The sequence below is a fragment of the Microbacterium sp. genome (assembly GCF_051860965.1).
Taxonomy (GTDB): Bacteria; Actinomycetota; Actinomycetes; order Actinomycetales; family Microbacteriaceae; genus Microbacterium.
Genome location: NZ_JBIMKU010000002.1, coordinates 249,293 through 270,380 on the forward strand (window position 1 = coordinate 249,293; position 21,088 = coordinate 270,380).

Below are 21,088 nucleotides of genomic sequence, written 5' to 3' on the forward strand. Positions count from 1 at the left end.
ACGCGGTAGGGGCATCGCCTATGCCACGATGAGCGGATGGATCGTCCCCCCGCTCCGCTGCGCGCGTCGCGCCTGGCCGTCACCGCCGCCTACGTCTCGCAGGGCCTCGGCTACGCCGTCGTCGTGACGTCTCTGCCCGCGCTCAAGGCGCGGCAGGAGGTCGACGACACGATGGTGTCGATCATCGTGCTCGGCGTCTCCTTCGCCGCGGCCGCCGGATCCCTCGTCGCGAACGCGATCGCAGTGCGGTGGGGCAGCCGCGCGGCCCTCGCCTTCGGGCTGCTCGTGCAGGCGGTCTTCCTGCCCGTCATCGCGCTGCCGACCGCGTTCCCCGTCTTCTTCGCGGCGTTCATCCTCTTCGGCGTCGGGCTCGGCTGCGTCGACGCCGCCGCGGCGATGCAGGGCGTCGCCGTGCAGCGCAGCTACGGCCGCCACCTGCTCGGCGGCTTCTTCGCGGCAGCGACGGCGGCCGCCATCGTCGGTGCGCTCCTGGTCTCGTTCGTGGCGTTCTCGGCGCTGGGCGCCGGCATCGCTCTCGCCGCGGCCGGCGTCATCGCCCTGGTCGCCGCGCTCATCGTCATCCGCTTCGCCGCGCGCGAGGTCCCCGTCGACGAGGCGCTCCCCGCCGCGGAGCGTGCGAAGCTGCCCCGAGCCGGCATCTGGATCTTCGGTTTCGTCATCCTGGCCGTGTTCATCTCGGACTCGGCGATCAGCACGTGGAGCACGGTCTACCTCCAGGACGAGCTGCTGACGCTCGCGTGGGTGGCTCCCCTGGGCTACGCCGCGTATCAGGCGGTCGTGCTCGTCACGCGCCTGGTGACCGACCGGCTCGTCACGAAGCTCGGCCGGCGACCGCTCGTGACGGCCGCTGTCATCGTGTCGGGGGTCGGCTGCGTCGTGGTGGCGCTCCTCCCCTTCCCCGTCGCCGCGATCACGGGCTTCGCCCTCGCGGGCGTGGCCAGCGGCATCCTGATCCCCGTCACCTTCGGCGCAGCCGGCGAGCTCGCACCCGAGCACAGCGACCAGGTGATCGCACGCGTCAACATCTTCAACTACGCCGGCTCGATCTTCGGCGCGGTCGTGCTCGGGCTGCTCGCCGACGGCCCCGGTCTGGGGATCGCCTTCCTCATCCCCGCCGTCGCGCTGTTCGCGATCCTGTTCTTCGTGCGGCGCTTCCGCAATGCTCCTCAGGGTGCTGCCTCACCCCATTGAGGTGAGGCGAGCGGCGCCCTGTCCTCGATAGCCTGATGGCGTGAAGGACTCCCACGGCAAGCGCTCCCAACAGGCAGCCGCCGAGGCGCGCGCGCATGAGGAGACGCTGCGGGAGCGGTGGGAGGCGACCCAGGAGAACCTGCGGGAGCGCTTCGACGAGCCGATCAACCGCGCGACGCTCCTGACGCAGCGCACGCTCGCGTGGTTCCCCGTGCGCGTATGGCGCCACTTCCTTCAGCACAACGGATTCCTGCTCGCGGCGGGGGTGAGCTATCAGGCGCTGTTCGCGATCTTCGCGACGATCTACGTCGCGTTCACCGTCACGGGGCTCTGGCTGGGAGGGAGCGCCGAGGCCGTCGACGGGCTGATCGAAGTGATCAACAGCTATATCCCCGGGCTGATCTCCGACGACGGGTCGGGCCTCTTCACCACCGAGCAGGTCACGGCGATCGCGACCGGCAGCACGAGCGCGCTCGTGATCACGGGCGCCATCGCCCTCATCACCGCGATGTGGACGGCCATCGGATTCGTCACCTTCGCACGCCGCGCCGTGCGCGACATCTTCGGGATCGCGCCTGATCGACGCAGCTATCTCCTCCTGAAGGCGAGGGACCTGCTCGCTGCCGTCATCTTCGGCATCTCGCTCGTCGCCGGCTTCGCACTCTCATCGATCGGCACGTGGGCGCTCAACCTCATCTTCTCGTTGTTCGGATGGAACACCGCGACCGGCTGGTACGAGGTCGGCGTCCGCGTCTCGGCGGTCGTCGTGTCGCTCGCGCTCTACACCGCGGCCCTCGCTGCGCTGGTGAAGTTCCTGACCGGGCTGACACTGCACTGGCGCCAGATCTGGCCGGGCGCGGCCCTCGGCGGAGCGGCGGTGACGGTGCTGCAGGTCGGGGCGGGCTTCCTCCTCGTCTACACGCCCTCGAATCCCCTTCTCGCCACCTTCGCGATCTTCATCGGACTGCTGCTGTGGTTCCGCATCATCGGCGTCATCATCCTCGTCGCGTCGGCCTGGATCGCCGTCGCAGCGGCCGATCGCAACATGCCGCTCGTGACGAAGTCCGAGGCCGACCGTCTGCGCGAAGAGCACGCCGCGCTCGTCCTCGCAGCCCACGTGCGTCTGCGCACGGCGAAGGACGAGCGCGCGAGCGCGCCGTGGTTCCGCATCCCGTTCGCCGACCGGGCCGTCGCGCGCGCGCAGTCCGAACTCGCGCAGGTCGAGGCATCCGCTCCCCCGCCGCCGGACCGGAAGGGCTCGCTGCTCGACTGACGTGTCGGGGACTGCCCGTAGGCTGGAAGGCGTGTCCCGCCGCGTCCGCATCGCCTCTGTCAACGTCAACGGAATCCGCGCCGCAACGCGCAAGGGCATGCTCGAATGGCTCTCCGAGGCCGATGTCGACATCATGGCGCTGCAAGAGGTGCGGGCGACCGCCGACGAGCTCGCGAAGGCACTGCCGGGCTGGCAGCTCGTCAATGACGAGGCGCTCGCCAAGGGCCGAGCGGGCGTCGCCGTGGCATCCCGGTCCAGCTCCGTCGAGGTGCGTCGCGTGCTCGGCGACGACGAGACGCTCGATTCCGCGGGCCGCTGGATCGAGGTCGACTTCGACGTCGACGGCGAGCGGCTCGCGGTCGTCTCGGCGTACGTGCCGACCGGCGAGGCCGACACCGCCAAGCAGGACGCCAAGTGGGCGTTCCTCGACGCGATGGAGAGGCGGATGCCGCGGCTCGCCGCCGAGTCTCCACTCGCCGTCGTCATGGGGGATCTGAACGTCGGGCATCGCGAACTCGACATCCGCAACTGGAGGGGCAACGTCAAGAAGGCGGGCTTCCTGCCGCGCGAGCGCGCGTACTTCGATCGGTTCCTCGGCGCGACCGGCTCAGCCGTGACGGGCGTCGACGGCTCGACCGGCGAAGGACTCGGCTGGGTCGATGTCGGCCGTCGATTCGCGGGCGAGGTGGATGGACCGTACTCGTGGTGGTCGAACCGCGGCAAGGCCTTCGACAACGACACCGGCTGGCGCATCGACTACCACCTCGCGACGCCCGCGCTGGCGGAGCGCGTGACCGACTACCGCATCGTGCGCGCGTCGGCGTGGGACACCCGCTTCAGCGATCACGCGCCTGTCGTCGCGGACTACACCCTCGGGGTCTAGGCGGCCGCACCGCGGCCGCCTACATCCCGAGCCGCACGATCGGATGCGCTCAGCCCGCTGGCATCCCGGTTCACGCGAGACGCAGGAGGACGGTGCTCTGCCTGCGGCCCGTGTCGCCGGGATCGACGCGCGGCGCTGAGCCGCGGCATCCCTTCTCTAGACTGGACGGATGAGCAAACCCCGTCTGTACTCCGGCATGCAGCCCTCCGCCGACTCGCTCCAGGTCGGCAACTACATCGGGGCCCTCATGCAGTGGCGGGACATGCAGGAGACGTACGACGCGTTCTTCTCGGTCGTCGATCTGCACGCGCTCACCCAGCCGAACGATCCCGCCGAGCTTCGCGAGAAGACGCGGCGGACCGCCGCGCAGTACATCGCCGCGGGCATCGAGCCGTCGAAGTCGACGCTGTACGTGCAGTCGCACGTCCCGGCGCATCCGGAGCTCGCGTGGATCCTCTCGACGATCACGGGCTTCGGCGAGGCCGGGCGCATGACGCAGTTCAAGGACAAGTCGTCGCGCTACGGCACCGACGCGACGTCGGTCGGGCTCTTCACGTACCCGATCCTCATGGCGGCCGACATCCTGCTCTACCAGACCGACATCGTGCCGGTCGGCGACGACCAGAAGCAGCACGTCGAGCTGACCCGCGACCTGGCGGAGCGCTTCAACAGCCGCTACGGCGAGACGTTCCGGGTGCCGATGCCCGTCATCCAGCAGGACACCGCGCGCATCTACGATCTGCAGAATCCGACGGCCAAGATGTCGAAGTCGGCGGAGTCGGATGCCGGAGTCCTCTGGCTCCTCGACGACCCCTCGGTCTCGGCGAAGAAGATCATGCGGGCCGTGACCGACTCCGACGGCACCGTGCGGTTCGATCGCTCCGAGAAGCCGGGCGTGTCCAACCTCCTGGTGATCTATGCGGCCCTCACCGGCCGACAGATCCCGTCGATCGAGGACGAGTACGCGGGCCGCGGCTACGGCGACTTCAAGAAGGGGCTCGCCGAGGTGGTCGTGAACGAGTTCGGGCCGGTGCGCCAGCGCGCGCTCGACCTGCTCGACGACCCCGCAGAGCTCGACCGCGTCCTGGCCGCGAACGCCGCCAAGGCCGAGGCCGTCGCCGACGCGACGCTGGACGACGTCTACGACAGGGTCGGCCTCCTCCGCCGCCGCTGACCTGGCCCGATGCAACCCGTCACCCTGCGCACGGAGCGACTGGCGCTGTCGATCCCCACGATCGACGACGTCGACGCGATCTACGCGGCGTGCCAGGACCCGGACATCCAGCGCTACACGACCGTCCCTTCGCCGTACGAGCGGAAGCACGCCGAGGGGTTCGTTCCGCACGTCGTGACCAGCTGGGAGTCCGGCACCGAGCTCACGTGGGCGATCCGCGAGGGCCAGACCCTCGCCGGACTGATCGGCCTGTACCGCGTCTCGAACGGCGGGGGCGAGATCGGGTACTGGATGTCACCCGGCTCGCGCGGACGCGGTCTGCTGACCGAGGCGGGCAGGGCCGTCGTCGACTGGGGCTTCGCCGAGCTGCAGCTCCAGCGCATCGAGTGGCGCGCCGTCGTCGGCAACGCGGGCTCGGCCCGCATCGCGCAGAAGCTCGGCTTCGGCTACGAAGGACTCCTCCGCCAGGCGCTCAGCAGTCCCCGCGGGCGCGACGACGGCTGGATCGCCGGGCTGCTCGCCGAGGACGACCGCTCCCCCAAGCCCTGGCCCGTGCTCGACACCGCGTGACAGGATAGGCGCATGCCCGAGATGCCCGAGGTGCAGGGGCTCGTCGAGTTCCTCCGCGGCCGCGTGACCGGCCTCGAGATCACGAAGGCCACCGTCGCGAACATCGCCGCGCTCAAGACGTACGATCCGCCGATCACGGCCCTGCAGGGCACGACCGTCACCGGCATCGAGCGCCACGGCAAGTTCGTCGACATCCGCACGAGCGGCCCGCACCTGGTCTTCCACCTCGCGAAGGCAGGCTGGCTGCGCTTCACCGACACGCTCGCCCCGACCCTGATCCGCCCGGGCAAGACGCCAATCGCCCTGCGCATCGCACTCTCCGACGGCTCCGGGTTCGATCTCACCGAGGCCGGCACGAAGAAGTCCCTCGCCTACTACGTCGTGAACGATCCGGCGGATGTCCCGGGCATCGCGCGACTCGGCCCCGATCCGCTCGACTCCGCCTTCGACCGGGCGGCCCTGAAGGGCCTCCTGGAGGGTCGCCGGACGCAGATCAAAGGCGTCCTTCGAGATCAGTCGATCATCGCGGGCGTCGGCAACGCCTACTCCGACGAGATCCTGCACGCCGCGAAGATGTCGCCGTACGCGCTCGCATCGAGCCTCACCGACGAGGACGTCGATCGCCTCTTCGCCGCGATGCGGCAGACGTTGACGGATGCCGTGGCCGAGGCATCCGGCAAACCACCCGCCGAGCTGAAGGACGCGAAGCGTCGCGGCATGCAGGTGCACGGACGCCGCGGCGAGACCTGCCCCGTGTGCGGCGACGAGGTGCGCAGCGTCTTCTTCGCCGACAACTCGCTCGAGTACTGCCCGACCTGTCAGACGGGCGGCAAGATCCTCGCGGATCGCCGCCTCAGCCGTCTGCTGAAGTAGCGTCAGACGTCGTTCGTGCCCGCGAGGATGCGCGCATCCTCATCGACCCAGTCGTACGACTTCGTGACCGCTTTGCGCCACATGCGCACGCGGCGCTCGCGCTCCTCTTCGCCCATGGCAGGCTCGAAGCGCACATCCTCGCGCCACTGCGTGCGCAGCTGCGCGCGGTCCTTCCAGACCCCCGTCGCAAGCCCTGCCGCGTAGGCGGCGCCGAGCGCGGTCGTCTCGATGACTTGCGGGCGCACCACCGGGATGCCGAGGATGTCCGCCTGGAACTGCATCATGAGCTCGTCGCGCGAGCCGCCCCCGTCGACGCGCAGCTCGTCGAGCGTCGTGCCGGTGTCGGCCACGATCGCGTCGATGACGTCGCGCGACTGGAATCCCGCCGCTTCGAGCGCCGCGCGCGCGATGTGGGCTTTGTTGACGTAGCGCGTCAGCCCCACGAGCGCGCCGCGCGCGTCGGGGCGCCAGTACGGCGCGAAGAGCCCTGAGAACGCGGGGACGAAGTAGGCGCCGCCGCTGTCGTCCACCGTCGATGCGAGGCGGGACACCTCGGGCGCCGACGAGATGATGCCGAGGTTGTCGCGCAGCCACTGCACGAGCGAGCCCGTGACCGCGATGGAGCCCTCGAGCGCGTAATGCGCGGGCTCGTCGCCGCACTGGTACGCCACCGTCGTGACGAGCCCGTTCTGCGAGCGCACGATCTCGGTGCCGGTGTTCACGAGCAGGAAGTTGCCCGTGCCATAGGTGTTCTTCGACTGCCCGGCGTCGAACGCCGCCTGCCCGAAGGTCGCCGCCTGCTGGTCGCCGAGGATGCCCGCGATCGGCACGCCGCGCGCGGCGACCGGCTCGTGCACCTCCCCGAGCACCCCCGACGAGGGGACGATGTCGGGCAGCATCGAGCGCGGGATGCCGAAGGCCTCCAGCAGCCCGTCGTCCCACGTGAGCGTCTCGAGGTCCATGAGGAGCGTGCGGCTCGCGTTCGTGACGTCGGTGACGTGGATGCCGCGGCGCGTGTCGCCCGTGAGGTTCCAGATCACCCAGGTGTCGGGCGTGCCGAAGAGGAGGTGGCCCGCCTCGGCATCCGCCCGCGCCCCCGGCACGTGCTCGAGGATCCATGCGATCTTCGACGCCGAGAAGTAGGTCGCGAGCGGCAGGCCCGTCTTCGCGGCGAAGCGATCGGTGCCGCCGTCCTGGGCGAGCCGGTCGATCGCCTGCTGCGTGCGGGTGTCCTGCCACACGATCGCGTTGGTGACGGGGCGCCCCGTGCGCTTGTCCCACACGATGGCCGTCTCGCGCTGATTGGTGATCCCGAGCCCCGCGATGTCGCCGGCTCCCAGTCCCGCCGAATCGAGCGCCGTGGCGATGACCCACTGCGCATTGGTCCAGATCTCGACCGGATCATGCTCGACCCAGCCCGCGCGCGGGAAGATCTGCTCGTGCTCGCGCTGCGCGGTCGCGACGATCGCGCCCTCCGCATCGAAGACGATCGCACGGGTCGAGGTCGTGCCCTGGTCCAGGGCGAGCACGTGCTCGGGCATTCCGCCTCCTCGCGGTGTGTGAGACCGCCAGGCTATCGGGCGTCGACGGACGACCACGACGGGTCGGCCGCGTGTACGCGCGCGAGCCCGCGCTCCACCTCGACGGCGATGGATGCCGCATCCCACCCCATCACGGGCGCGATCGCCTCGGCGATCTCGGTTGCCGACGCGCGCGAGACGCGCCCCGTGAAGGCGAGCGACGTGCGCCGCTGCAGGATGTCGTCGAGGTGCGCGACTCCCTCGGTGCGGGCGAGATGACGCAGCTCGCCCGTGCTGTAGCCGGGCAGCGTCTCGAGCGGACGGTCGTCGGCGTCCAGCCCCGCGATGACGTCGGCCGCGACCGTGCCGTAGCGATCGAGGAGGGTCGCCGCGCGGGCGATGCCGATTCCGTCGTCGTGGGCATCGATCCACTGCCGGCGCGCGCGCTCCGTGGTCGGGTAGCCCCGTCCCCCGCCGATCGCGAGGCCCTTCGTGGTGCGCCGGCGCGGGCGGGCGAGCAGCTCGAGCACCCGATCGGCGAGGTGCTCGGCCGAGGCGCGGAAGGTCGTCCATTTGCCGCCGACGAGGCTCAGCACCGTCGGACCGCTCGGACCCGCGAGCGGCTCGGCCTCGATCCGGTAGTCGCGCGAGACGAAGCCCGGTGCGAGGTCGCCGTGACCGGGCAGGGGCCGCACACCCGAGAAGCGGTACACGATCTCGCTGCGATCGATCTCGATCTCCGGCAGCACCTGCTTCACGAGGGCGAAGAAGTAGTCGACCTCCTCCTCGGTGCACACGATCGGGTCGGCCATGTCGTGCTCGAGATCGGTCGTGCCGATGAGCACGCGGCCCTTCAGCGGGTAGATCAGCACGATGCGGCCGTCGGTCGCCTCGAAGAAGAGCTCGCGCCCGCCCGTCGCCGCGAGCAGCGCCGGGTTGTCGAGCACGATGTGCGAGCCCTTCGTCCCGCCCATGTAGGTCGTGGGATCGCCGAGCGCGAGGTTGGTCACGTCGGTCCAGGGTCCCGACGCGTTGACGACGACGGATGCCGCGAAGGCGAGCTCCTCGCCGGATTCGGCATCGCGCAGCACGACCTTGTCGCCGCTCGCACCGACCGCCGCCGTGTAGTTCGCGGCCCGAGCCTCGCCCCCGCCGGCCGACAGGCCGTCCGCCAGCAGATCGATCGCCAGACGCTCGGGATCGTGCAGCGAGGCATCCCAGTACGTCGCCGTGTACTTCACCGCGGGGTTCAGCTGCGGCAGCTGCGCGAGGGATCGACGCCGCCCGTGGAAGGCGTGCCGCGGCACGCGCCCGCCGCCGCGGGAGAACGAGTCGTAGATGACGAGCCCGATCTTGATGAGGATCGCCCCGCGCTCGCGCGGTCTGCCGGCGCCGTGCCGGAGGAACCGCAGAGGCGCGCTCAGGATGCCCGAGAAGGTCGAGTAGATCGGGATCGTCGTCTGCAGCGGCCGGACGAAGTGCGGCGCCGTGCGCAGCAGCGCGTTGCGCTCGGTCACCGCTTCGTGCACGAGGCGGAACTCGCCGTTCTCGAGATAGCGGATCCCGCCGTGGATCATGTGCGAGGACGCGGCGGAGGCACCGCTCACGTAATCCGATCGCTCGACGAGCGCGACGTCCACTCCCTGCAGCGCGAGATCGCGGAACGTCGCGAGCCCGTTGATCCCGCCGCCGATGATCAGCACGTCCGCGTACGGCCGCGCCTTGAGTGCCTCGAAACCGCCCCGCGTCATGCTGTCCCCCGCTTCGTGAACGCTGTCATCCTCTATCCTCGCATTGCTGACCGTTGTTGCAGCCTGCATGCACATACGTGCATGCTGACATGATGGATACCGCCGAGAGGGATGATCCGGACGACGCGCGGACGATGCAGCGCGCGCTCACGGCGGCTCACCTCTACTACGTGCAGAACCGCACGATGGAGGCGATCGCCGCCGAGCTCGGCACCTCGCGGTCGACCGTGTCGAGGCTGCTCGCCCTTGCACGGGCGACGGGCATCGTCGACATCCGGATCCGCTCCCCGTTCGAGGCCCCGCAGCGGCTGGAGGAGCGCATCGCCGAGCGCTTCGACGTCACGGCGCACGTCGTGCCCGCCCCCGACGACGCCAACGACGTCGAGCGGCTCGAGCGCGTCGCGGCCGCGGCGGCCCACCTGCTCGGCGAGCTCGTCGGGTCGGACATGACGATCGGCGTGGCGTGGGGTGCGACCACGGCCGCGATGAGCCGTCGCCTCGTGCCCAAGGCCGTCCACGGAACGGCATTCGTGCAGCTGAACGGCTCGGGCAACACCCGGACGACGGGACTCCTCTATGCGAGCGAGATCCTGAGTCGCTTCGCCGGCGCATACGGCGGCAGCGTGCAGCAGTTCCCGGTTCCGGCGTTCTTCGACGACCCGCGGACCAAGCTCGCGATGTGGCGGGAGCGCAGCACGCGCCGCATCCTCGCGCTGCAGGAGACCATGGACCTCGTGGTCTTCAGCACCGGTTCCGCCGATTCCCGGCTGCCGAGTCACGTCTACTCGGGCGGCTATCTCGAGCCGCCCGACCTCGAGAGCCTCGCGGCCGAGCGCGTGGTGGGCGACGTGGCGACGGTGTTCTTCCGCGCCGACGGGTCGAGCGACCGCATCGCCTTGAACGATCGTGCGACGGGTCCCCACTTCGATGTGCTCCGCCGCGTGGAGCGGCGGCTGTGCGTCGTGTCGGGCGTCTCGAAGCTCGACAGCCTGCGAGGAGCGCTCGCGGCGCGGCTCGCGACCGACATCGTCGTCGACGAGGCGACGGCACGGGGTCTCGTCGACGAGCCGGCCTGAGAACACGACGTCATTCCGTCCCGGCGATCGCGACAGCCTCGAGAACGATCGTCTGCTGCGGGGCGAGAAGAGGCAGCGGAAGCCCCATCGCCGCGAGCGCCGCACCCGCCATGCTGACCTCTCCCGCGACGTACCACGGCGGAGGTGCATCCTGGACGGCGCGAGGCTCGGCGGCGAGCGCTACGGGAGCCACGCGATAGGTGCGCCCGGAGACCAGACCGGGCAGCCGCACCGGCGGCGCGATCGCCGCCCGCGGCGCGTCGCGCATCGTCACCGCGAACACCGCGTGCGCGCCGTCGTCCGCGACCACTCCGTGCACCCACTCTGAAGGATCGTCGGGATCCGCCCGGACGACTCTCCCGCTGTGCAGGAGCGGTCTCAGCCGACGGTAGTGCCCGACCCACGACGTGATGACGGCGAGATCCTCGGCGGTCGCAGCGCTGAGGTCCCACTCGATGCCCGCGCTGCCGAAGAGCGCGGCGGCGAGCCGGAACGACAGGTCGGCGGAACGGCCGGTGAGGTGTGCGCGCTCGGCGCCCAGATGCGTGCCGAGGTACTCGGGCGGGATCAGGAGGGACGTGGCGGCGTGGATGCCCTGTCTGTCGAGGGGATCGTTGGTGTCGCTGGGCCAGACACGATCGACTCGCGTCAGCATCCCGAGATCGAGGCGAGCGCCACCCGACGCGCAGGACTCGATCTCCAGACGCGGGAAACGGCGACGCAGGCGATCGATGAGCGCGTAGACCGCGGTCGTCTGCCGATGCGCGGATCCGTCGAGCAGATCGCGGTTGTGGTCCCACTTGAGATACGCGATCGGGTACTCCTCGATCAGTGCACTCAGCCGTGAGTAGACGTGCTCGGCGACGGCGGCATCGCCGAGATCCAGCACGCGCTGGAAGCGCCACTCGAGGGCATCCTCGCGACCGAGCAGCCACTCGGGATGCGCGCGGGCGAGAGTCGAGTCGACGCTCACCATCTCAGGCTCGACCCAGAGCCCGAACTCCATTCCTGCTCCGGTCACCCGCTCGATCAGCGGATGCAGCCCCTGCGGCCAGACCTCGGAGTCGACCACCCAGTCTCCGAGCGCACGACGGTCGTCACGGCGTCCCGCGAACCAGCCGTCGTCGAGCACGAATCGCTCGACCCCCACGCGGGAGGCCGCCTCCACGAGGGGCAGGAGTCTCTCGAGCGACTGACCGAAGTACACCGCCTCCCACGTGTTCAGCGTGACCGGCCGCGGACGGCGGATCGTCGACCAGGACCTCACCCACGGATGGACGCGATCCGAGATCCCGTCCAGGCCCGAGTCGGAGTACACGCCGATGGTCCAGGGCCCCGTGTAGCGCTCTCCCGGCTGGAGGACGATCTCGCCCGGCGACGGGAGCTCGCCTGCGGCGAGCACCGCCGGCCCGAGCGCCGATGCCTCGGCCCACAGCTCGGTATCGCCGCTCCATGCCGCGTGCACCGCCCACACCTCTCCGCGACGGTAGCCGAACCCGGGGGTCCCGGCGGCGAGCAGGAAGGCCGCATCGTGCCCTCCGCGCCCGTGGCGCCCCTCGCGCGAATGGATGCCGTGCTCGAGCGGTCTGCGGATGGGGCGACGCTCCCTGCCCCAGACCCCGCTGAAGTCCAGCAGTTCGGCGGCGCGGGCGGGAAGAGGCAGCACCGCGGCGGCGCGCGCGACCGTGAGCGGCCCCGCTCCCGCGTTGACGATCTCCATCCGCTGGGAGAGCACCCCCTCGGGTGCCAGCTCGAGCCGGACACGGAGGCCGACCGCAGCCTCGGCGTCGTACAGGTCGAATGCGATCGATCGACCCAAGGCATCCGTCACGGCATCCGGACCCGGTTCTCGCGACCAGCGCGGCGTGCGGGCTCGATCGGCAGCGGCCGGACCGTCCCGACCCGCCGGGTCCCGTGAGATCTGCACGCCCGGCCGCCCTGTCCACCCGTCGCCCCACGTGGGCACGAGTCCGAGGCGGAAGGGGATGTCGATGGATGACGGCGCCACCGCGGCGATGGATGCCTCCGCCAGAGCCTCGGCCTGGTCCGACGTGAGGGGGCCGAGCTCGGGCCCCCAATGAAGGACAGCGGGCATGCCCGTGCCGCGGGCGTCGATCAGAAGACTGACGCCCGCGGCACGGAGATGATGGATCACAGGACCGACTAGTTCGCGACCGGGATGGACTGCGCCTCGAGTGCGGCGATCGTCTTCGCCTGGCCGTCGGCGAGCGCGTCGGCGAGGGTGCCGTCACCCGAGATCGCCGCCTTGAACCCGTCCGAGACGTCGGCGTAGGTCTGCGTCATCGTCGGCCCCCAGACGAAGTCGGGGTTGACCTGACCAGCGGCCTCGGCGAACACCTCGTAGATCTTCTGGCCGCCGTAGAACTCGACGCCTTCCTGCAGCACGGGCAGCTCCAGCCCCGCCTTGGTGGCCGGGTAGATCGCCGCGGTCTCGTTCAACGAGGTCAGCGCTTCCTCGGAGGAGTTCAGCCACAGCGCGAACTTCGCCGCCTCGTAGAGGTGCTCCGTGCCCTTGAACACGGCGATCGAGGATCCGCCCCAGTTGCCTGCGGCGGCCTGTCCGGCCTCCCACTGCGGGGACGGCGCGACCGACCACTTGCCGGCGGTGTCCGGTGCTCCGCTCGCGATGGAGTTCGCCCCCCACACGGCCGAGTTCCACGTCCAGACCTCACCCGAGTTGTAGGCGTTGTTCCACTCGTCGGTCCACGGCGGGTACACCGAGACCAGATCGTTCTCGATGAGGTCCTGCCAGTAGTCGGCGACCGTCGTGGACACGTCGCTGGTCAGATCGACCGTCCACTCGTCGCCGCTGTTGGTGAACCACTCGCCTCCGCCCTGCCAGACGAACCCGGCGAACTGGTTGATGTCCGACTGGGAGAAGTTGGTGATGTAGCCTCCCAGTTCGCGCACCTTGACGGCGGCGTCACGGTACTCCGCCCACGTCGTGGGGACGGCGATGCCGTTCTGCTCGAACAGGTCGGACCGGTAGAACAGTGCCATGGGCCCCGAGTCCTGCGGCACGCCGTACACCTCCGAATCGGTGCCGAGCGTCACCTGCCCCCAGGTCCAGTCGACGAACTGGTCTTCCGCGGCGACGATCTCCTCGCACGCGGCGAGGTCCTCCAGACCGTCCTGCACGCGGAAGTTGGGGATCGCGTCGTACTCGATCTGGCCCAGGTCGGGGGCGTTGCCCGCCTCGAGCTGGTTGAAGAAGTTCTGATACGTGCCGGCGTTGCCCGAGGGTCCCGTCTGCACCTCCACCTGGATCTCGGGGTTCGCCTCGTTCCAGATCGCGACGGCGTCCTCGATGCCGGGGATCCACGACGTGAACGTGAGCGTGACGTCGCCTTCCGACGGCGCGCAGGCCGCGGCATCCGCGCCGCCGCCTCCATCGCCGCCGGCCGAGCACGCGGCCATCGTCAGCGCGACGGCCGTGAGGGCCGCGACGCCTCCTATTCGTTTCATGTGACGCATTTCTCTCTTCTCTCGGTGGTGTCTTGCGGTGGGCCGACCGGTCGGATCCGGTCGGGGTCTGTCACTTCAGTGCGCCGGTGCCCAGGCCCGTGCGCCAGTAGCGCTGAAGGAGGAGGAACGTGATGATGAGCGGGATGATCGACAGCAGCGCGCCGATCAGCACGAAGCCGCGCAGCTCCGGGAACTGATTGATCGTCGAGTTCCAGGCGTAGAGCCCGTAGGTGACCGGGAACAGCTCTTCACTGCGCAGCATGATCAGCGGCAGGAAGAAGTTGTTCCAGATGCCGACGAACTGGAAGAGGAAGATCGTGATCAAAGCGGGCACCATGAGCCTGATCGAGACCGTGAAGAACGTCCGCACCTCGCCGGCCCCGTCCAGCCTGCTCGCCTCCAGCAGCTCTTCGGGCACGCTCGCCTCCGCGAACACACGCGCGAGGTAGACGCCGAACGGGCTCACGATGCTGGGCAGGAACACGGCCCAGAAGGTGTTGGTCAGCTGCACCTGGCTGAAGAGCAGGAACAGGGGCAGCGCGAGCGCGGTCGCCGGGACCAGCACACCCCCGAGGATGACGTTGAACATCAGCTCGCGACCGCGGAAGCGGTACTTGGCCAGCGCGTAGCCGCACATCCCGGAGACGATCGTCGCGACGAGAGCGCCGATGCCGGCGTACGCGACGCTGTTGACGATCCATCGCACGTAGATCCCGCCGTCGTAGCTCAGCAGCGAGGTGATGTTCTGCCAGAGCGCCGGTTCTGCGAACCAGAGCGGATTGGTCGTGAAGAGGTCGGCGCGATTCTTCGTCGAGGCGACCAGCAGCCACCAGATCGGGATGAGGAAGTAGAGGGTGAAGACGAGCATGATCACCATCGCGACGGTGCGCGAGATCACGCTCTCTCGCGGCCCCCGGCGGGAGCGGGTGCTCTGCGCACGGCGCCCGGCATCCGGAAGCACGGTGGCCCTGGTGTCCATCGCGCCGCTCATGAGTCCGCCTTCCGTCGGGTGATGCGCAAGAACGTGAACGACAGGACGAACGTCGCGAGCGCCAGGACGACGGAGAACGCGGCAGCCAGGCTCACGTTGGGAATCGCCGACGTCGCATAGATCGTCATGTTCGGCGTGTAGGTGCTGGTGACAGCCGAGCTGAACGAGCGGAACACCTGCGGCTCGGCCAGAAGCTGGAGCGTGCCGATGATCGACAGGATCGCCGTGAGCACGAGCGACGGCCTCACCATGGGGATCTTGATCGACCAGGCGATGCGCATCTGACCGGCGCCGTCCAGTCGCGCCGCTTCGTACATCTCGGACGGGATCGCGAGCAGCGACGAGTAGATGATGAGCATGTTGTATCCCACGAACACCCACGTGACGACATTCGCGATCGCCCACAGGACGAGGTCCGCCGAGAGGAAGTCGACGTTCCCGGTGAGGATCGTGAAGGGCGACAGATTGGGCGAATAGAGGAAGCCCCACATGATCGCCGCGATGACGCCGGGCACCGCGTACGGCACGAAGAAGGCGAGCCGGAAGAACTTCTTGCCGCGCAGGAGCGGCGAATCCAGCAGGAGGGCGAACAGGAGCGCGAGTCCGAGCATGACCGGCACCTGTACGACGCCGAAGAGGAGCACCCGGCCGACAGACTGCCAGAACGCTTCGTTCTGGAAGACGAGGACGTACTGCGAGAGTCCGCCGAACACCTCCTTCGCCTCGCCGAACGTGCCCTCGCGCTCGACCACGAGGAGCGATTGCCACACCGCGTAGCCGATCGGCAGCAGATAGAAGAGGAGGAAGAGGATGACGAACGGCGCTGTGAAGATCACGATCGCGCCCTTGTGCGGGATACGGCCGCGGGTGCGAGTGGGCGCGGTCCCCCGGCCCTTCGGCGTGACGAGCGCTTCCGTCGCAGTGCGTACGGTCATGAGCTGCTGTCCTCTCGGATCACACGGACCGCGCCGGCGGGCACGCGAACGCTTCCATCGGCGATCTCGCCCGTCACGAGTTCCACACCGCGAGCGCTGTGGAGCAGGTCGTCCGGGCCGTTGTTGATGATGAATCGATAGCTGCCGCCGGCGCCCGCGCGGCGGACGACGTCGACGTCCCGGCCCGCGTCGGCGAGCCGGCTCGCGCCGGCCGCGCGGAGCACGTCGTCGAGGATGCGCGTCAGAGATGCCTCGTCCGGAAGGGTCGCGAGGTACCAGGCGTCGCCGTCCCCATCCGCACCGCGGCGGCGAGTGACGGCGGGCATGCCCGCCGCGGGACCGCCCACGAACCGGTCGACGACGTCGGCGTCCCGCGCGACCATGCGCTCGGTCCACAGCGAGGCCGTGCCACCCGACTCGAGAGTGAGCACCTGGCCCGGGAGGACGGGCGCGAACTCCTCGACGCGGATGCCGAGGAGATCTCGCCATACCGCCGGATATCCGCCCGGCCGGACGCGGTCGTTCTCGTCGACGATGCCGCTGTAGAAGGTGACGAGAGCGTGGGTGCCCGCGGCGACGGCGGCGTCGAGGGTCGCGGCCTCCTCATCCCGCACGAGATGCAGGCCCGGAACCACGACGAGCCGATACCCCGTGAGATCGGCCCCGGGGCGGACCACGTCTACCTCGGCCCCCGTCGCGCGCAGCGCGCGGTGGAGTGCCCACACCTGATCGAGGTAGGAGACGGCCGAGCTGGGGCGGTTCTCGGCGTCGGTGGCCCACCACGCCTCCCAGCTGAACAGCAGCGCGACATCCGCTACGACCCGCGTACCGGCCACTTCGGCCACACGCTCGAGAATCGCGCCGAGCTCGAGCGCCTCTCGCCACAGAGCGGAGTCGGTGCCGGCGTGCGGGATGAGAGCGGAGTGGAACTTCTCCGACCCCTGTACCGAGGCCCGCCACTGGAAGAAGCAGATGGAGTCCGCCCCGCGCGCGAGGTGCTGGAGGGAGTCGCGGATCATCTGCCCGGGCGCCTTCGCGAGGTTGTGGGGCTGCCAGTTCACCGATCCCGTCGAGTGCTCCATCAGCATCCACGGCGCCCCCTGCGCCAGTCCGCGCGTCAGGTCCGCGGCGAAGGCGAGCTCTGCCTCGGGGTCCGCGAGCCGATGGTCGAGGTAGTGGTCGTTCGCGACGACGTCGACTTCGGGCGCCCAGGTCCAGTAGTCGAGCTCGCGGATGTGAGCGGTGACCATGAAGTTCGTCGTGATCGGAACGCTGCTGTGGCGGCGGATGACGGCGTGCTCTGCGCGGTAGTGCGCCAGCAGCTCGTCGGAGCTGAACCGCGAGAAGTCGAGCACCTGGCCCGGATTGCGGGTCGACAGGGTGAGCCGGGGAGTGCCGATCTCGTCCCAGTCGGTGTAGCGCTGGCTCCAGAAGCTCGTCCCCCATGCGCGGTTGAGCGCGTCGATCGAGCCGTAGCGCGCGTGCAGCCACGCCCGGAAGGATGCGGCGCTCTGCTCGCAGTAGCACAGCGCGTTGTGACAGCCGAGTTCGTTCGACACATGCCAGAGCGCGACGGCGGGATGCTGCCCGTACCTCTCGGCGACGGCGTCGACGAGCGCCAGAGCGTAGTCGCGGAACACGGGGGAGCTGGGGCACCAGGCCTGCCTGCCGCCTGGGAACCGCGTGGTGCCGTCGGCCACCACGGGGAGGATCTCGGGATGCCGGGTCGTCAGCCACGGCGGCGGCGAGGCGGTGCCGGTGCCGAGGTTGACCCGGATGCCGGCGTCGTGGAGCAAGCCGATGATCTCGTCGAGTCCGGAGAAGTCCAGCGAACCGTCGGGCGACTGCAGTTCGGACCACCCGAAGATGTTGACCGCGACGAGGCCGATCCCGACTTCGCGCATGAGGGCCACATCTTCGCGCCACACGCTGCGGTCCCACTGCTCCGGGTTGTAGTCGCATCCGAAGTCGATGCCGCGGTGTTCGTAGCGGGGACGAGCGAGCTGGCGCTCGGTCGTTGCCAGTGGGCGGTTCACGGAACTCCTGGGTCGACGTCTTCGGCGGGTTGTGCACGTGCACAGACTCGAGGAGAGAAGTTCTTCGTCGAGCTTCTGTGAACGTACACAGAATGACATCGAGGCTCGGGGGTGTCAAGCGATCCGAGCGATAAGGTGGTCGCGTGTCGACGACATCCGGACGACCGCGCCGCGCCACGGTCCATGACGTGGCCGTCGTCGCGGGCGTGTCGCGCGGAACCATCAGCCGCTACGTCAACGGCGACCCCTACGTCTCCGACTCTGCCCGGCGGGCGATCGAGAAGGCGATCGCCGAAGTCGGATACGTGCCCAACACCGCCGCCCGGCATCTGGTCATGCAACGCACCGAGACCATCGCCTTCATCGTCCATGAGCCGCACTCGCTCTTCGTCGAGGACCCCAACATCGGCGGAATCCTGCTCGGGGCGAATGCCGCCCTGTCAGAGGCCGACCACCAGATGGCGGTGCTGATCGTCGATTCCGAGCGCGACACCGAGCGGGTCGCCAGGTACCTGTCGGGCGGTTCTGTCGACGGAGTGATCATCGTCTCGGCCCGCGCATACGACCCGGTCGCCCGCGTCGTCGAGCGGCTCCGCCTTCCTGCGGCGTTCGTCGGGCATCCGCCGGGAGCGACCTCGGCGGCATTCGTCGTCATCGACAACCGCGGTTCGGCTCGGGCGATCACGGAGCGACTGGTGCGCACGGGTAGGCGACGGATCGGCATGATCGCCGCAGCGCTCGACCGCGACTCCGGAGCCGAGCGGCTCTCGGGCTTCACCGACGCGTTGGGCGACGCGTACGATGACGCGCTCGTCGAACGCGTCGCGCTGTACTCCTACTCGGCCGGGCGGGACGGAATGAACGCACTGTTGGAGCGAGCCCCCGACATCGACGGCGTGTTCGCCGCGTCGGATGCCGTCGCCGCCGGCGCGATGGAAGCGCTCCGCGCGGCGGGTCGGCACGTGCCGGACGATGTGGGTGTCGTCGGCTTCGACGACAGCGCGTGGGCACGCCGCACTCTTCCCGCGCTGTCGACCGTGCGCCAGCCGGCTGAAGGGCTCGGGCGCGAAGCGGCCGCCCTCGTCCTGGAGCAGCTGCGCGGAGACGCCGCACCGCGCGAAGTCCTCCTGCAGTCCGAGATCGTCTGGCGCGAGTCGGCGTGAATGTGCCGCTCGCCGGCCGCGTTCACGCCGCGCGCAGGCGACGCCGGTAGGCAGCCGGCGTCTCGCCGCACCACCTGCTGAAGCGATCGTAGAACTGGCTGTGCGAGCCGAAGCCTGCAGCGAAGGCGACGTCGGGGACCGCGAGATCGGTCGTCAGCAGCAGTTGCTGGGCGGTGGCCACGCGACATTGGGCGAGGTAGTCGCCGATCGTGATGCCGAGGGCGCCGCGGAAGACCGCCATCGCGTACTGCGGATGGAGGTGGACGTGCGCAGCGATCGCGCCGACGGAGAGGTCCTCCGCGGATCGCTCCGACATGAATGCGGCCATCGCGGCCGCCGCTGCCCGCGGAGCGCCGCCGTCCTGGCGGAGCGATGGGTCGTCGATCCGGACCGCCTCGGGGGCGTCGCGGGCGGCGGCGAGGCGCAGCGCGAAAGCCTCGATCTCGAGTTCGGCGATCCGGCGCGGGAGTCCCGGAGCAGCGAGCTCGGCCGTCCATCGTGCGACACGTTCGCCGAGACCGACGCCCGGATCCACAGGGAGCGCCACGACGTCGCCCGCCATCATCCTCCGCATGAACTGCGCGGGAAGGCGCCACGCGAGGGCCTGCCGGAGAGGCACCGTGAGCCAGGCCTCCGTCCCCGGCTCGGGGCCGCCGACGAGCTGGTGCGGGCGTGCCGCCCAGAAGACGGCGACCGTCCCTGCGGGAATCACCAGCGGCCGCCCGTCGATGACGTACTCCAGGTCGACGTCGGCGTGATTGAACTCCAGGTCGTCGTGGCGGTGCGCGGCGGTCATGCCTCGGGTCGCGCCCTGCCAGCAGTCGAGACCGAATGAGGCCCGCTGGACATCCATATGCTTACTATCCCAGAATTCTTACCGCCGATCTCGGAGGTCGTGCGGAATAGTGCTTCCTATCGTGGACACATCACCGATCAGAGGAGATCACATGTCGACCACGACCACCGTCGAGCCCTCCGTCGCGGCTCAGCCCTATCACCTGAGCGCGGAGGAGATCGCTCACTTCGATCGCGAGGGATATCTCATCCTGAGGAACCGCATCCCCGCCGCCCTGCTGGACCGGCTTCGCCGCGCGGCGGACGGGTGGATCGCCGACGGACGCGACATCGCGCCCGACGCGCCGGCATCGCCGGACTATCACTACGCGCAGCGTGGAGGGGAGCGGCGGATGTTCCGCGTCGACTACCTGCACAGCAAGGGCCGGTCGGCATCACTGGAACTCCTCGGCAGCCCGGCCGTCCTCGGCATCGCAGAGAGCCTGGCCGGCCCGAACTTCGTCCCGACGTACGAATCGCTGGTGTTCAAGGACGAGGGCGACGGAGCCGCGATCGACTGGCACCAGGATGCCGTGCACCCCCGCACGCGGAGGATCTTCAACATCGACGTCTATCTCGACGCCTCTCGTGCAGGAGAAGGCGCGCTTCGCGTGGCTCCCGGATCCCATCGGGCACCGGTCGATGTCTGTCAACTCCAGGAGGAATACGGCTGGGACGCCCCGGGGGTCATCCAGGTCGAACTCGAGCCCGGCGATGTGCTCGTGCACGACGTGATGATCGTCCATGGCAGCGAGGCGGTCCAGGGCAACCGGCTGCGGCGCACGATCTACTACGAGTTCCGTGCGGCCGAGCAGATCGCCGCCGAGGGCCCCTGGGATGCCGAATGGGTCGACCGGCGACTGCGCCTTCTGCCCGTCGGTCTGCGCGAGCATGCGCGCCGCAATGCGGACGAGGACGCGTTCATCTGGAACGTCACGCCGACGTTCGCGCCGGATGCGACGCAGGACGACGAGACGGAACTTCGGATCGCCCACGGCGTCCACTCCCCCGGCTCCTACTGCAGCGCCGGGAACGTGCCGTTCTGAGGGCGACGGGACTCGCCCGTGTCGCCTCCCGTCGCACGGAGGCGACACGGAATGAAACGCGGCCCCGGGCGTTGAGTAGACTCGTGAGCATTACGTGCTCCGGGGTCGGTGGGAATCCGAACCGGCGGTCATAGTCCGCGAGCCGACGCAGATCCTGCTGAGGCTGATCCGGTGGAAATCCGGAACCGACGGTGATGCGATGGTCAGCCATCGCTAGTCCGGATGGGAGGCGCACGAAGGCATCCGACACGAGTCGGAGGCCCCG

The 21,088-nt window shown here is 69.5% G+C and carries 17 protein-coding genes and 1 riboswitch; of the genes, 9 read left to right on the forward strand and 8 right to left on the reverse strand.

The annotated features are described in order from the left end of the window. The first annotated feature begins 36 nt into the window (after positions 1-36). The 6 genes from ACTIFV_RS04670 to ACTIFV_RS04695 all read left to right on the forward strand — a co-directional run bounded on the left by ACTIFV_RS04670 (position 37) and on the right by ACTIFV_RS04695 (position 5,985). Complete coding sequence (locus ACTIFV_RS04670) at positions 37-1,212, forward strand: MFS transporter (RefSeq protein ID WP_439591609.1); 1,176 nt, start codon at positions 37-39, stop codon at positions 1,210-1,212. Between the two features lie 106 nt (positions 1,213-1,318). Continuing rightward, on the forward strand, positions 1,319-2,485 hold the full coding sequence (locus ACTIFV_RS04675) for a YihY/virulence factor BrkB family protein (RefSeq protein WP_439591841.1): 1,167 nt from the start codon (positions 1,319-1,321) through the stop codon (positions 2,483-2,485). Between the two features lie 31 nt (positions 2,486-2,516). Beyond that, the gene (locus ACTIFV_RS04680; protein ID WP_439591610.1) at positions 2,517-3,368 is read left to right on the forward strand and encodes an exodeoxyribonuclease III; all 852 of its coding nucleotides are present in this window, start codon (positions 2,517-2,519) and stop codon (positions 3,366-3,368) included. 169 nt (positions 3,369-3,537) lie between these two features. Further along, the gene (gene trpS, locus ACTIFV_RS04685; protein WP_439591611.1) at positions 3,538-4,542 is read left to right on the forward strand and encodes a tryptophan--tRNA ligase; all 1,005 of its coding nucleotides are present in this window, start codon (positions 3,538-3,540) and stop codon (positions 4,540-4,542) included. A 9-nt stretch (positions 4,543-4,551) separates the two neighbouring features. Next, positions 4,552-5,112 (forward strand): GNAT family N-acetyltransferase, encoded by a 561-nt coding sequence (locus ACTIFV_RS04690; RefSeq protein ID WP_439591612.1) that lies wholly within the window; start codon positions 4,552-4,554, stop codon positions 5,110-5,112. A gap of 12 nt (positions 5,113-5,124) precedes the next feature. Next, positions 5,125-5,985 (forward strand): Fpg/Nei family DNA glycosylase, encoded by an 861-nt coding sequence (locus tag ACTIFV_RS04695; protein ID WP_439591613.1) that lies wholly within the window; start codon positions 5,125-5,127, stop codon positions 5,983-5,985. A 2-nt stretch (positions 5,986-5,987) separates the two neighbouring features. Here the strand turns inward: ACTIFV_RS04695 and glpK are convergent, their stop codons facing one another. Next, a complete protein-coding gene (gene glpK, locus ACTIFV_RS04700) occupies positions 5,988-7,526 on the reverse strand; it encodes a glycerol kinase GlpK (protein WP_439591614.1) in 1,539 nt (512 codons plus the stop codon). Between the two features lie 32 nt (positions 7,527-7,558). Beyond that, positions 7,559-9,256: a glycerol-3-phosphate dehydrogenase/oxidase gene (locus tag ACTIFV_RS04705; RefSeq protein ID WP_439591615.1), complete on the reverse strand. Its 1,698-nt coding sequence runs from the start codon at positions 9,254-9,256 to the stop codon at positions 7,559-7,561. Between the two features lie 89 nt (positions 9,257-9,345). On the opposite strand from ACTIFV_RS04705, the gene ACTIFV_RS04710 reads away from it, so the two are divergent. Further along, positions 9,346-10,332 carry a sugar-binding transcriptional regulator gene (locus ACTIFV_RS04710; protein WP_439591616.1) on the forward strand — a complete coding sequence of 329 codons (987 nt, stop codon included), beginning with the start codon at positions 9,346-9,348 and terminating at the stop codon, positions 10,330-10,332. Between the two features lie 10 nt (positions 10,333-10,342). On the opposite strand, the gene ACTIFV_RS04715 is transcribed toward ACTIFV_RS04710, so the two are convergent. The 5 genes from ACTIFV_RS04715 to ACTIFV_RS04735 form a co-directional block, all read right to left on the reverse strand. Further along, the gene (locus ACTIFV_RS04715; protein ID WP_439591617.1) at positions 10,343-12,487 is read right to left on the reverse strand and encodes an alpha-galactosidase; all 2,145 of its coding nucleotides are present in this window, start codon (positions 12,485-12,487) and stop codon (positions 10,343-10,345) included. Positions 12,488-12,495: 8 nt separating this feature from the next. Next, complete coding sequence (locus ACTIFV_RS04720; RefSeq protein WP_439591618.1) at positions 12,496-13,827, reverse strand: ABC transporter substrate-binding protein; 1,332 nt, start codon at positions 13,825-13,827, stop codon at positions 12,496-12,498. 61 nt (positions 13,828-13,888) lie between these two features. After that, complete coding sequence (locus ACTIFV_RS04725) at positions 13,889-14,797, reverse strand: carbohydrate ABC transporter permease (protein WP_439591842.1); 909 nt, start codon at positions 14,795-14,797, stop codon at positions 13,889-13,891. A gap of 8 nt (positions 14,798-14,805) precedes the next feature. Continuing rightward, complete coding sequence (locus ACTIFV_RS04730; RefSeq protein ID WP_439591619.1) at positions 14,806-15,744, reverse strand: carbohydrate ABC transporter permease; 939 nt, start codon at positions 15,742-15,744, stop codon at positions 14,806-14,808. Then, positions 15,741-17,780, reverse strand: coding sequence for a beta-galactosidase (locus ACTIFV_RS04735; protein ID WP_439591620.1), 2,040 nt, complete (start codon positions 17,778-17,780; stop codon positions 15,741-15,743). The genes ACTIFV_RS04730 and ACTIFV_RS04735 overlap by 4 nt, the downstream gene beginning before the upstream one ends. A gap of 143 nt (positions 17,781-17,923) precedes the next feature. On the opposite strand from ACTIFV_RS04735, the gene ACTIFV_RS04740 reads away from it, so the two are divergent. Continuing rightward, positions 17,924-18,943 carry a LacI family DNA-binding transcriptional regulator gene (locus ACTIFV_RS04740; RefSeq protein ID WP_439591621.1) on the forward strand — a complete coding sequence of 340 codons (1,020 nt, stop codon included), beginning with the start codon at positions 17,924-17,926 and terminating at the stop codon, positions 18,941-18,943. A 22-nt stretch (positions 18,944-18,965) separates the two neighbouring features. Here the strand turns inward: ACTIFV_RS04740 and ACTIFV_RS04745 are convergent, their stop codons facing one another. Next, entirely contained in the window at positions 18,966-19,796 is an 831-nt protein-coding gene (locus tag ACTIFV_RS04745) for a helix-turn-helix domain-containing protein (RefSeq protein WP_439591622.1), read from the reverse strand. Positions 19,797-19,890: 94 nt separating this feature from the next. Between ACTIFV_RS04745 and ACTIFV_RS04750 the strand changes: the two genes are divergently transcribed. Then, positions 19,891-20,823 (forward strand): phytanoyl-CoA dioxygenase family protein, encoded by a 933-nt coding sequence (locus ACTIFV_RS04750; protein ID WP_439591623.1) that lies wholly within the window; start codon positions 19,891-19,893, stop codon positions 20,821-20,823. Between the two features lie 91 nt (positions 20,824-20,914). Continuing rightward, positions 20,915-21,061: riboswitch (FMN riboswitch) on the forward strand. The last annotated feature ends 27 nt before the right edge of the window (positions 21,062-21,088 follow it).